Here is an 11588-nt window from a genome sequence, read left to right on the forward strand (position 1 = left end):
TTATGCTGCATTCACCCACGTCCCTGATGCAGCCCGTGCTTCTTCAGGCAGTGCCGCAACTGGTCATAGGTCAGGCCCAGCGCGCTGGCCACCTTGCGCTGGTTCCAGCGCAGCTGTTCCAGCGTCGCCAGCAGCAAGCCCCGTTCGTGGGCTTCGACGGCGGCGCGCAGGGAGGTCGGGGTGTCCGGTGCTTCGGGCTGGACAGCAGGATGCGGTGACGGGCGCTCCGCAGGCTCGGCGGCCGCGCGGGTGACCCAGGGGCTCGCGAAGGGGTCGAACACCACCTCACCGATGGGCCCGTTCTCGTCGCCCCAGCGGTAGACGGCGCGCTCGACCACGTTGCGCAGTTCGCGCACGTTGCCGGGCCACTCGTAGGCCTCCAGCACCGCCATCGCGGCGTCCGAGAACCCCGGCCAGCGGTCCCATTCCAGCTCGCTCGCCATGCGGCGGCCGTAATAGTCGGCGAGTTCGACGACGTCGCCTTCGCGGGCGCGCAGCGGCGGCAGGGTGATGACCTCGAAGCTCAGGCGGTCGAGCAGGTCGGCGCGGAACAGGCCCTCTTCGGCCATGCGCGGCAGGTCGGCGTTGGTGGCGGCGACGATGCGCACGTCGACCGTCAGCGGACGCGAGGAGCCGATGCGCACGACCTCGCCGTACTCGACCGCGCGCAGCAGGCGCTCCTGAGCGCCCATCGACAGGTTGCCGAGTTCGTCGAGGAACAGCGTCCCGCGGTCCGCCTCCTCGAAGCGGCCGGCGCGGGCGCGGGTGGCGCCGGTGAAGGCGCCCGCCTCGTGGCCGAACAGTTCCGCCTCGATCAGCGTCTCGGGCAGCGCGGCGCAGTTGAGCGTGACCAGCGGCTCGCCCCAGCGCGGGGACAGGTGGTGGAGGCGCTGGGCGATCAACTCCTTGCCGGTCCCGCGCTCACCGATGACCAGCACCGGGCGGCGCACGGCGGCGGCCTGACTGGCGCGCTCGACCGCATCGAGGAAGGCGGTGGACTGGCCGATGAACTGATGGTCGCGCTCCATTCCCAATATTTAGCGAAATTTCCCGTTCATTGGCAATTAATTTTGGCGGCGGAACCGACGGAGCTGTGAAAATCGCGCATTTCCGCCCTTGGCGCGGTTTGGCACGGTCGTTGCGATAGCCTCGTCAAGTACGTTCACACCAAGGACACACGCCATGCCGTCGAGCACCGCCAGCACCGCACCCCACCAGCGCCCCGCACCGGCCCGCTCCGTCCCTGTGCGGTCCACCTTGGCGCGCACCAGGCTGGACTGGGCGATCATCGCCAGCCTCCTGGCGATGGGCGCGTTCAACCTCTACGTGATGGCCGACCAGTTCGGCCCGGCGAAGGCCTATGCTGCGCCGGTGAAGAGCCACGCCTGCGGAGCGCCGCTGGCATGAGCAGGCTCGACGCGGAAATCGAAGTGCTCCAGAACCCGCATGCGGGCCAGGCCCGTGCCTACCGCTACGACACCTTCCAGGACGCCGGCTTTGCGGCCCGTCCCTCGCCCAAGTATTTCGCACGAGGAACCACCGCCATGGGCATCTTCTCCCGCACCCGCGACATCGTCGCCGCCAACTTCAACGACCTTCTCGACAAGGCCGAGGACCCGGCGAAGATGATCCGTCTCATCATTCTCGAGATGGAGGAGACGCTGGTCGAGGTGCGCACCAGCAGCGCCCGCACGATCGCGGACCAGAAGGAACTGCGCCGCCACGTCGCCAAGCTCGACAAGCTGCAGGCGGACTGGGCCGACAAGGCGCAGCTCGCGCTCAGCAAGGGCCGCGAGGACCTCGCCCGCGCCGCGCTGATGGAGCGCAAGAAGGCCGCCGACATGGGCGAGCAGCTCGCCGCCGAGATCATGGTGCTCGACGATGCCCTGCGCGCCTACGAGGCCGACATCGAGAAGCTGCAGACGCGCCTGCGCGAAGCCCGCAGCCGCCAGTCGTCCATCGCTGCACGGTTGCAGAGCGCCGAGAATCGCGTCAAACTGCGCACCTTGCTGTCGAGCGAGCGTGTCGACGAGGCGATGGCCCGGTTCGACCAGCTCGAGCGGCGCGTGGACTACGCGGAAGGCCGCGCCGAGGCGATGAGCCTCTCCGACCACCGCCAGCCGACGCTCGCCGAGGAAATCGCCGCGCTCGCGGATGGCGACACGATCGATGCCGAACTGGCCGAGATGAAGCGCGCCATGGACGACCAGGCCGCCAAGACTTCGCCCCAAGAGTAAAGCGCGTCATCCAGGGAAAGGGAAAACCAGTGTCACGCGGACATTTCTATCTCGACAAGCCGAACGCCAAGCTTGCCGGCGTATGTTCGGGCATCGCCGACTACACGGGCGTGGACGCCCTGTGGGTCCGCCTCGCGGCAGTGCTGCTGCTGGTGTTCGGATCGCCCATCGTGCTGCCGATCTACATTGCCGTCGCCGTCCTCGCGGACAAGCGCCCGATGGGGCTCTACAGCGAGGAGGAGGAAATGCGGCTGCTGCGCCGTCTGGAACGCCGCCGCGCAAGGAAGGGCCTCTCCTCGCCCAGCGCCCTGTCGTCGTCTTCGCCCCGCCTGCGCACCGACATTTCCGACATGGACCGCCGGATCGCCGACATGGAAGCGCACTACTTGAACAGCAACTCGCGCCTCGCAGCCGAGATCGACTCTCTGCGCTGAACGCGCATCCGGGAAACAGGGACAAGACATGGACACGGGAAATCTGGCGCTGCTAATCCCGCTCGCACCGTTCATCATGGGCGGGTTCGCGATCTGGACCAAGCACCAGCGCAAGCTCGCCGAACTGCAGATCGAGGCGACCGCCGAAAAGGCCGCGCAATACGCCTCGCACTCGCGCGAGCTGGAGGAGCGGGTGCGCGTGCTGGAACGCATCATCACCGACGGCGGCTACGACACCGCCCTGCAGATCGAGGCCCTGCGCGACCAGCGGGACGTCGAGGCCCGCAAGCCCGTGACCGCCCACTCATGAACTGGGACGCCTTCGCCGGGCTTGCCGCCGTGATGGGCACCGTGGTGGCGGTCGTCTCGATCCTCGCGGGCACCTACAAGCAGCGGCTCGCCTTCCTCGAGCGGAAGATGGAGATCGCCGCCGGGCAGGTGAGCGCCGTCCCCACCCCGCGCGAGATCGGCCTTGCCGCGCAGAACGCCGACCTCGAAAAGCGCATGCGCGTGCTCGAACGGATCGTCACCGAAGCCGGCGGGGCCCAGGACATCGCCTTCCAGATCGAAGCCCTGCGCGATGCGCGCCAGGCCGAGCCGGCGCGCGTGTCCGGACCCGACGCGGCGGTCAACTGAGGAGCGGACGATGAACTGGGCCGGCCCCGAATTCGTGATTGCCATCATCGCCATCTCCACGGGCGGCTGGCTGGTCAACAACTGGATCCGGGCGCGCCACGGCTACGCGCTGGAAGACGAGTGGAGCGGCAAGACCGAACGCCCCGACCTCGCCGCGGCGGTGCGCCTTGCCGAGGAGAACGCGGCGCTGCGCAGGCGGGTCGAGGCGCTGGAGGGGCGCACCGCCACGCTGGAAACCATCGTCACCGATACCGGATACGCCACGGCCGCGCAGATCGAGAATCTGCGCGATGCCTCGAGAGAGATCACCCCCTGATGGACTTCGGAGACTTCATGGGCCTGACGGCGATCCTGCTGGCCATGCTCGCGGCCTTCGCGATCGTGTCGCAGATGTACCAGCGCCGCCTCGCCTTCCTCGAGCGCAAGCTGGAGATCACTCTCGGCGCCACCGCCGAGAAGGCGGCGCAGTACGCAAGCCACAACGGCGAACTGGAAAATCGCGTGCGCGTGCTCGAAAGGATCATTACGGATGGCGGCAGCGGTCACGACATAGCCCTCCAGATCGAGGCTTTGCGCGACACGGGCCGCGTATCGGAGGTGACTACGCAATGAGCTTCTGGACTGCCGTCGTCGTGCTCTTCGCGATCGGATGCGTGACCTGGCTGAAAGCCCAGCGCTACCGCGCGCTCGGGGACCGTCGGACCGCGAATGCCGAAGGCTACGACCACACCGCGCGCGAACACGAACTGGAGCGCGAGGTCGAGGCCATGCGCAAGCGCATCATCGTGCTCGAACGCATCGCCACCGACGAAAAGCGCGGCAGCGACCTGGCACGCGAAATCGAATCGCTGCGGGACTGATCGCACGGCCGCGGCCCAATGGCGGCGGACCGCCCGCCGTCATTCCCGGATATCGAGCTGGCGCAGCACTTCGGCCACCACCTTGGGCGCGCTCGAAAAGTCGAGGTGGCTGCAGCGGATCGACACCGCGCGGTCGCGCTCATGCGGCCAGCCGGCGGCGGCGCGGGGCTGGATGATACCGTCGCGCGGGCTCCACAGCGCCACGGTCGGCACCCCCGGCTTGACCGAGAAATCGCAGTCGATCGGCGGCGCGTCGACCGAGTGACCGGTCACCATCTGGTACGCCTTCCATGCATTGTTGGCGCGCGGGTCGCCCGAGAAGGGCGTGCCCATGGTAATGACTTTCGCCACCATCGCGGGTTCGCGCCGCGCGATCTCTCGCGCGAACAGACCGCCGAGACTCCAGCCGACGAGCGCGACCGGCGACCAGTTCTCGCGCGCGATCACCGCGACGCGGCGCATCAGGTAGGAGAAGTTGCGCTCGTTCGGCCCGAAGTTGAAACCCAGCCCCCAGTCTTGGACATGGTGCCCGGCCGCCGCGAGCGCGTCGGCCATCGGCTGCATCCGGCGCGGGTGCGAGCCGAAGCCCGGCAGCAGCATCACCGGCATGGGCCGCGCCGCCGGGCGCACCACCTGCCCCCGGTGCGCCCGGCGGTAGAGCGAGCGCAATTCCGCCCACATCAGTTCGAGCGGGGGCTTGCTCACCCCTTCCGGATGCGGTTCGCGCGCAAAGGCCGCGCGCCGCGCGATCGCATCGCGCAGAGATGCCAGCGCCTCCTGCGAGGGACCTGGAAGCCGTTCCTGATCGTCGTTCAGCGGGTCCATCGGCCTTCGCGCTTCGCTTTCGTCAGGAGCCCTTGCACTCGCCAAGGCGCTTGGTGGTCATGTGCATCGTCATCTTCATCGTCCCCATCGGCGGCGGGCCTCCGGTGGTGTCCATGGCCACGGTGATGTCAGAGCCGTCCTGCGCCACGGTGCCGTTCATCTTCATCGTCGCCTTGCCCTGCTGCTGGGACTGGCATTCCATCTGGGCATCGAGCGTGCCGCCATCAACGTCGAATTTCGAATAGGCGCACTGGTTGCCCTTGCCGACGTCGTTGAACATGTCCTTGAAGCCGCGGTCGGCGTCGGTCTTGCTGAGGCAGAACGTCCCTTCCTGCACGGCCTTCATCGCCGCCTTCATCTGCTCGGCCGCCTGGGCAGTCATGCCGGGCACTTCGAGCTTGGTGATCTCCATGACCTGCCGGTATTCGCCGGGCTCGGGCCGGATGAGCTTCGCCGCTTCCCGCTTGACCTCTGCGGTCGACTTGGGCGCGCCGGCCCCGGCGTCATCCTTCGAACCGCAGCCCGCCAGCGCCAGAGCCGCGATGCCAACCATGGCCGTGATCCTGATCCTGCCCGTCATCGCGCCAACCTTCTCGTTCGTAGCCATGGCCGAAGGGCTGGCACCGTGCCGCCCGCAGGTCAACGCTTTACGCCCACGCCCTGTTGCCGCGGCCGCGCACATACCCCATATGTTCCTGCATGGCAGAGATCATCATCCGTCGCGGCCTCGAAGAACCCGACACTTCGGACAACTTCGTTCCCCACAAGCCGCAGCGCCCCGACAAGTCGATGCCCGGCCGGCCCTTCCGCATCGCCTCCGACTACGAGCCCGCCGGCGACCAGCCCACCGCCATCGCCGAGCTGACCAGCGCCGCGCTGGACGGGGAAAAGACGCAGGTGCTGCTGGGCGTCACCGGCTCGGGCAAGACCTTCACGATGGCCAAGGTGATCGAGCAGCTGCAGCGCCCCGCGCTCGTGCTCGCCCCCAACAAGATCCTCGCCGCCCAGCTCTACGCCGAGTTCCGCGACTTCTTCCCGGACAACGCGGTCGAGTATTTCGTCTCCTACTACGACTACTACCAGCCCGAGGCCTACGTGCCCCGGTCGGACACCTACATCGAGAAGGAAAGCTCGGTGAACGAGGCGATCGACCGGATGCGCCATTCGGCCACCCGCGCGCTGCTGGAGCGCGACGACGTCATTATCGTCGCCTCGGTCTCGTGCCTCTACGGCATCGGCTCGGTCGAGACCTATTCGGCGATGATCTTCGACCTGGAAGTCGGCAAGAGCCAGGACCAGACCGAGATCATCCGCAAGCTCGTGGCGCTGCAGTACAAGCGCAACGACGTCGCCTTCGCGCGCGGCAACTTCCGCGTGCGGGGAGACAGCCTTGAGCTGTTCCCCTCGCACCTCGAGGACATCGCCTGGCGCATCAGCTTCTTCGGCGACGAGATCGAATCGATCTCCGAGTTCGACCCGCTGACTGGCAAGAAGGGCGCGAGCCTGGAGAAGATCCGCGTCTACGCCAACTCGCACTACGTCACCCCCGGCCCGACCATGCGGCAGGCGAGCGAGGCCATCCGCTTCGAGCTGACCGAGCGGCTGAAGGAACTGGAGATCGAGGGCAAGCTGCTGGAGGCGCAGCGGCTCGAACAGCGCACCAACTTCGACCTCGAGATGATCGCCGCCACCGGATCGTGCAACGGCATCGAGAACTACAGCCGCTTCCTCACCGGACGCATCCCCGGCGAGCCGCCGCCGACGCTCTTCGAATACCTGCCCGACAATGCCCTGCTGTTCGTCGACGAGAGCCACCAGACGGTGCCGCAGATCGGCGCGATGTCGAAGGGCGATCACCGCCGCAAGATCACGCTCGCCGAATACGGCTTCCGCCTGCCCAGCTGCATCGACAATCGCCCGCTGCGCTTCAACGAGTGGGACGCGATGCGCCCGCAGACGTTCGCGGTCTCGGCCACGCCGGGCAACTGGGAGATGGAACAGACCGGCGGCGTCTTCGCCGAGCAGGTCATCCGCCCGACCGGCCTGATCGACCCGCCGGTGGAGATCCGCCCGGTCGAGGACCAGGTGCAGGACTGCATCGTCGAGTGCAAGGCGGTCGCCGCCCAGGGTTATCGTACGCTCGTCACCACCCTCACCAAGCGCATGGCCGAGGACCTGACCGAGTTCATGCACGAGGCCGGCGTGCGCGTGCGCTACATGCACTCGGACGTCGAGACGCTCGAGCGCATCGAGCTGATCCGCGACCTGCGCATGGGCGTCTACGACGTGCTGATCGGCATCAACCTGCTGCGCGAGGGGCTCGACATTCCCGAGTGCGGATTGGTGGCCATCCTCGACGCCGACAAGGAAGGCTTCCTGCGCTCGGAAACCTCGCTGATCCAGACCATCGGCCGCGCCGCGCGCAACGTCGACGGGCGGGTGATCCTTTACGCCGACCGCATGACCGGCTCGATGGAGCGCGCGATCGCCGAGACCGACCGCCGCCGCACCCGGCAGGAGCAGTTCAACCTCGACAACGGCATCACCCCGCAGTCGATCAAGCGCCGCATCGCCGACATCGTCGCCGACACCGCCAGCCGCGACGGCGTCATCATCGACATCGGCGACGACGCCCACAACAACCTCGTCGGCCACAACCTGCGCGGCTACATCGAAGACCTCGAAAAGCGCATGCGCAACGCCGCCGCCGACCTCGAGTTCGAGGAAGCCGGCCGGCTGCGCGACGAGATCCGGCGGCTGGAAGCGACCGAACTCGGCCTGCCCGAGGCCGAGCACAAGGCGCCCAAGGTCGGCCGCTCGAACGAAGGCAAGCCGGGGACGAGGAAGATGCGGTACGGGAAGACGCAAAGGAAGTTCGGGAAGTAGAATGGCCCGCTGCCTGTCCACATTGCGTCCGTAGAGCTGCCGATTACCAAAATCTAACTTCATTCCATCGCCATGGCGGCGCAGGTGAAGTTGGGATGATCGGTAGTTTCAGGGACAAGTTGTCCGAACAGATTGGCTTGGGCGCCGCAGTTCGAAACTGCCACCCGATGTACAGCACCGCGCTCTTGCGAAGCTCGCGTTGCTTGATGCCGCTGAAACGCTTGACGATATGAAAAGCCCGCCGGGAAACCGGCTGCACACGCTTACGGGAAACCGTGCCGGCCAACATTCCGTTGCCATCAACAGGCAATGGCGCATATGGTTTGTATGGAAGGACGGACACGCACACGATGTCGAAATCGTCGACTACCACTGACGAAGACTGGCTGCACAACCCGCATGCGGGGGAACTGCTGTGGTCGGAATTCATGGAGCCGCTTGGCGTCGATGCGGTCGCTCTGGCAGCCACCATTTCCGTGCCACCTCAACGGTTGGAAGCCCTGATCGACGGTTCAGCGCGAATCGACGGCGAACTGGACCTGCGGCTCTGTCGTTATTTCCGGATGTCGGAAGGCTTTTTCCTGCGCCTCCAGGACCAATACGAGCTGCGAGGCGCCCGGCGCGCTATCGAAGGCGACTTGGAGCGCATCACACCGCGCGCCGCATGACTTACGTCTCCGTCGGCTTTGCGCCTGACCAAAAAATGCCCGGAAGCCTGCGGACAGGTTCCGGGCAAGTTCTCCAGAAAGGCGTCAAGCCGATCCTTCGGGTCGCAACGATGTGATGCTTCAAACCGCGCCGCATTACATACCATGATCGTGGTATGTCCTGAATGGAGACCGCCGTTTTTCAGCCGCTTGCGCAACGGTGGCGCGCGGTTCAAATTGAGGACTCGGGTCGCAGTCGGGGGACAGGTCCATTCGAGTCGATGAACTGGGGGCGCTGTTTGCCCGCGCCCCGTTCGAGCAGGCCGGCTGGGACGGCGCACTCAAGGCACTCGCGAGCGCCACCGGATCGTCGCGCGCGCAGCTCATCGCCATCGGCGACGGCCACACGCTGTTCAACTGGGTGACCGACCTCGACGACGGCTACGTGGACGACTTCGTGGCGATCGGGGGCCACCGGCCCGAGGTGAACTATCGCGTCGCCGCATCGGGCGCGCCTTACCAGCTGGCCTGGGAAAAGCACTACGACGAAGTCCGCGCCGCTGCGACCAACGACATCTACATCGAGCATGTCCGCCGCTGGGACGCGGAGCATGGCGCGCAGCTGAAGCTGTCGGACCGGCCCGGAGCGTTCTTCGGCCTCGCCGCGCTCCATTCCGCCAGCGACGGGCGTACCACGGAAGAGCAGCGCCGCGCCCTGCGCGATGCGGCTCCGCAGGTCATGGCGGCGATCCGGTTGCAGCAGGCGATCGAGCACCAGGGCGCGGACCTCCTGCGCGGATCGCTCGATGCGCTGCGCACGGCCGCGGTGCTGCTCGACGCGGCCGGGCGGGTCTGCGCGGTGACCGGGGCGGCGCAGGACCTGCTGGGACCGGAGACGATGCAGGTGCGCTCCGGCATGCTGCGCATGGCCCGGACGGACCTCGACCGCGCGCTGCAGCTGCGCATCGGCATGGCGCTCGCCAGCCGGGAGGCGATGCCCTCGGAAACCTGGCTGCAATCGCCGCGCGGGCCCCTGCTGGTCGAAATCTGCGCGCTGCCCCGGCAGGACTGGAACTTCGGCTTCGCGCCCAGCGTGATCGTCACTCTCAAGACCCCGCTCGGCTTTTCGGGAGAACAGGGCCGACGCCTCGCCGCCGCGCTGCGCCTGACCCGCGCGGAGGGGGAGATCGTCGCCCTCCTCGCCCAGGGTCACTCACGGCGGGAGATTGCCAGGATGCGCGGCGTCAGCGCCCAGACAGTGGCCAGTCAGCTGCGCACCATCTTCCAGAAGGCCGGCGTCAACCGCGAGGCCGAACTGGTCTCCATCGCGCGCGCCGTCGTGGAGATGGCGAGCCGGTAGGAGCGGAAGGAAGGAAGGAAGGAAGGAAGGAGCGTGGTCCCCGCCTTCGCGGGGACGACGATGTTTGGTTTCGACAGTTCTGCCGCGATCCAAATTCACCGTCGTCCCCGCGAAGGCGGGGACCCCGCTGTTTCACGGCACGGTCAGAGCTTGCCGAACTTCGTCTCGTAGGCGCCGGTATCGCCGCTCGACAGCAGCTTCGCCTGCTCGACCCAGTTGTCGCGGCGGGGGCGGCCGGCGAAGGCGCCGAGACGGGCGTCGAGCTGGTCGAGGTCGGCATCGGTCCAGGCAGCGATCTGGGCGTAGCGGGTGATGCCCAGCGCATGGAGCACCGTCAGCATCTTGGGGCCGAGGCCCTTGATCTTGCGCAGGTCGTCCGCCGCGACCTCGCCGTCCGGCGTCTCGGCGATCGGCGGGGCGGGAGGCGCGGGCGTGAGGTCCGGCTCGGCGGCGATGGTCTGCGGCGGCTCCGGCGCATCGGAAACCTCGGGCGCGATCTCCGGCGCCGCCTTGTGCGCCTGCGCCTCGTCGGCTTCCTCCTGCGCGGCGACGGCGATCACTTCGCCGATGCCCGCCATGACCCCTGCCATCGGCGGCGGGTCGAGGTGGACGGGCGCCTCGAATTTCGCGGCCGGCGCCGAATCGATCAGCGCCTGGTTGCGCTGCGCGGGCGCGGCGCCTTCGTCGAGCACGTCGGGCCGCGCCTCGCGCCGCGCCGGCTTCGAGCCGTGGACGAAGACCCAGTACGCGACGGCGATGCCGACCAGCAGCGCGGCGATGAAGATCAGCCAGTTGGCCTCGATCATTTGGAGCACGAATTCACCCTTTCCGGTTCCACAGGAGCCAGCCGATGCCGAAGCCGACCCCGTAGGTCAGCAGCACCGAGACGGCCATCTCAAGCCATAGCGGCAAGGCGGGGTCCTTTCCTAGTCTCCAGCATGCTCATTCCGGCCCCGGCGTATCGATCGGCGTGGGCTTGACGGGCGCCGAGAAGATCACCGAGAACTCGATGCGGCGGTTGGCGGGGTCGCGCGGGTCGAGCCCTTCGACCGGCTTCGCCGCGCCGAGCCCGGCGGCGCGCAGGCCATCCGAGGGGATTCCGCGCGCCACCAGCGCCGAACGCACCGCTTCGGCCCGCGCCAGCGAGAGCGCGACGTTGACCGTGGGAATGCCGCCCGCGTCGGTATGCCCGGTGACGGCGATGAGGCTGCCCACGCAGGGCCGCAGGGCGCGGGCCACCTCGTCGAGCAGGCGGTCGCTGCTGGGGTCGAGCCGGGTGCTGGCCTCGCCGAAGCGGATGGTGCGGGTCTCGAGGATGCGCTCGACGTCGTCCTGGCAATGCGCCGAGGACGCCTGCGCATCGCTTTCCCCCGCCCAGCTCACCCCGCCGATGCCGGGCACGTCGGAGACGGCGGCGGCGACACGGGTGCGGGTGGCGGGATCGAGCCCCTTGCCGCCCGACAGCACGGGGTGACGGGTCAGCCAGCCATAGCGGTCGCGGAAGGCGAGGGTCACGCCGTTGCCTCCAGCGACATCGCGCGCGGCCAGCGCCTTGCCGCGCAGGTCGGCGATGAAGACGCTGCCCCGCGCGCGCGTGACGGCAAACGACATCACGACGCACAGCGCCGCTCCGGCGACAATCATGGAGGCGCGGCGGGGATTCATGAAGCCAGCCTAGAGACTTGCCGGCCGCCTGTCAGCCC

At 67.8% G+C, this 11588-nt stretch carries 17 protein-coding genes; 12 read left to right on the plus strand and 5 right to left on the minus strand.

The annotated features are described in order from the left end of the window. Positions 1 to 11: 11 nt before the first annotated feature. A complete protein-coding gene (gene pspF, locus AC07M9_RS11760) occupies positions 12 to 1028 on the minus strand; it encodes a phage shock protein operon transcriptional activator (protein ID WP_494883939.1) in 1017 nt (338 codons plus the stop codon). 154 nt (positions 1029 to 1182) lie between these two features. Between pspF and AC07M9_RS11765 the strand changes: the two genes are divergently transcribed. Genes AC07M9_RS11765 through AC07M9_RS11800 form a run of 8 tightly spaced genes read left to right on the plus strand, consistent with a single transcriptional unit; the run spans position 1183 to position 4167 of the window. Further along, positions 1183 to 1407, plus strand: a complete 225-nt coding sequence (locus tag AC07M9_RS11765; RefSeq protein WP_494883940.1) for a hypothetical protein — start codon at positions 1183 to 1185, stop codon at positions 1405 to 1407. Further along, a complete protein-coding gene (pspA, locus tag AC07M9_RS11770) occupies positions 1404 to 2237 on the plus strand; it encodes a phage shock protein PspA (RefSeq protein WP_494883941.1) in 834 nt (277 codons plus the stop codon). Before AC07M9_RS11765 ends, pspA begins: the two co-directional genes overlap by 4 nt. 29 nt (positions 2238 to 2266) lie before the next feature. Beyond that, positions 2267 to 2671, plus strand: coding sequence for a PspC domain-containing protein (locus AC07M9_RS11775; RefSeq protein WP_494883942.1), 405 nt, complete (start codon positions 2267 to 2269; stop codon positions 2669 to 2671). 28 nt (positions 2672 to 2699) lie between these two features. Further along, positions 2700 to 2981, plus strand: coding sequence for a hypothetical protein (locus tag AC07M9_RS11780; RefSeq protein ID WP_494883943.1), 282 nt, complete (start codon positions 2700 to 2702; stop codon positions 2979 to 2981). After that, positions 2978 to 3307 (plus strand): hypothetical protein, encoded by a 330-nt coding sequence (locus AC07M9_RS11785; protein WP_494883944.1) that lies wholly within the window; start codon positions 2978 to 2980, stop codon positions 3305 to 3307. Before AC07M9_RS11780 ends, AC07M9_RS11785 begins: the two co-directional genes overlap by 4 nt. Before the next feature lie 10 nt (positions 3308 to 3317). Further along, positions 3318 to 3623, plus strand: coding sequence for a hypothetical protein (locus tag AC07M9_RS11790; RefSeq protein WP_494883945.1), 306 nt, complete (start codon positions 3318 to 3320; stop codon positions 3621 to 3623). Continuing rightward, positions 3623 to 3919 carry a hypothetical protein gene (locus AC07M9_RS11795; protein ID WP_494883946.1) on the plus strand — a complete coding sequence of 99 codons (297 nt, stop codon included), beginning with the start codon at positions 3623 to 3625 and terminating at the stop codon, positions 3917 to 3919. The genes AC07M9_RS11790 and AC07M9_RS11795 overlap by 1 nt, the downstream gene beginning before the upstream one ends. Continuing rightward, complete coding sequence (locus AC07M9_RS11800) at positions 3916 to 4167, plus strand: hypothetical protein (RefSeq protein WP_494883947.1); 252 nt, start codon at positions 3916 to 3918, stop codon at positions 4165 to 4167. The genes AC07M9_RS11795 and AC07M9_RS11800 overlap by 4 nt, the downstream gene beginning before the upstream one ends. Positions 4168 to 4206: 39 nt before the next feature. Here AC07M9_RS11800 and AC07M9_RS11805 read toward each other — a convergent pair whose 3' ends face one another. Together AC07M9_RS11805 and AC07M9_RS11810 are read right to left on the minus strand one after the other, a co-directional pair. After that, on the minus strand, positions 4207 to 4992 hold the full coding sequence (locus tag AC07M9_RS11805; protein WP_494883948.1) for an esterase/lipase family protein: 786 nt from the start codon (positions 4990 to 4992) through the stop codon (positions 4207 to 4209). Between the two features lie 22 nt (positions 4993 to 5014). Then, complete coding sequence (locus AC07M9_RS11810) at positions 5015 to 5572, minus strand: DUF3617 domain-containing protein (protein ID WP_494883949.1); 558 nt, start codon at positions 5570 to 5572, stop codon at positions 5015 to 5017. Between the two features lie 119 nt (positions 5573 to 5691). Here AC07M9_RS11810 and uvrB point away from each other — a divergent pair, with 119 nt between their 5' ends. From uvrB to AC07M9_RS11830, 4 genes are all read left to right on the plus strand, one after another. Next, positions 5692 to 7878: an excinuclease ABC subunit UvrB gene (gene uvrB / locus AC07M9_RS11815; RefSeq protein ID WP_494883950.1), complete on the plus strand. Its 2187-nt coding sequence runs from the start codon at positions 5692 to 5694 to the stop codon at positions 7876 to 7878. 199 nt (positions 7879 to 8077) lie between these two features. Next, a complete protein-coding gene (locus tag AC07M9_RS11820) occupies positions 8078 to 8254 on the plus strand; it encodes a type II toxin-antitoxin system RelE/ParE family toxin (protein ID WP_494883951.1) in 177 nt (58 codons plus the stop codon). Continuing rightward, entirely contained in the window at positions 8229 to 8546 is a 318-nt protein-coding gene (locus tag AC07M9_RS11825; RefSeq protein WP_494883952.1) for a HigA family addiction module antitoxin, read from the plus strand. The genes AC07M9_RS11820 and AC07M9_RS11825 overlap by 26 nt, the downstream gene beginning before the upstream one ends. A 400-nt stretch (positions 8547 to 8946) precedes the next feature. Next, entirely contained in the window at positions 8947 to 9885 is a 939-nt protein-coding gene (locus AC07M9_RS11830; protein WP_494883953.1) for a helix-turn-helix transcriptional regulator, read from the plus strand. A 143-nt stretch (positions 9886 to 10028) separates the two neighbouring features. Here the strand turns inward: AC07M9_RS11830 and AC07M9_RS11835 are convergent, their stop codons facing one another. Next, positions 10029 to 10691 carry a helix-hairpin-helix domain-containing protein gene (locus AC07M9_RS11835; protein WP_494884511.1) on the minus strand — a complete coding sequence of 221 codons (663 nt, stop codon included), beginning with the start codon at positions 10689 to 10691 and terminating at the stop codon, positions 10029 to 10031. Between the two features lie 136 nt (positions 10692 to 10827). Beyond that, a complete protein-coding gene (locus AC07M9_RS11840; protein WP_494883954.1) occupies positions 10828 to 11550 on the minus strand; it encodes an OmpA family protein in 723 nt (240 codons plus the stop codon). Between the last annotated feature and the right edge of the window lie 38 nt (positions 11551 to 11588).

It is taken from the genome of Novosphingobium sp. GW821-FHT09E05 (assembly GCF_059416165.1).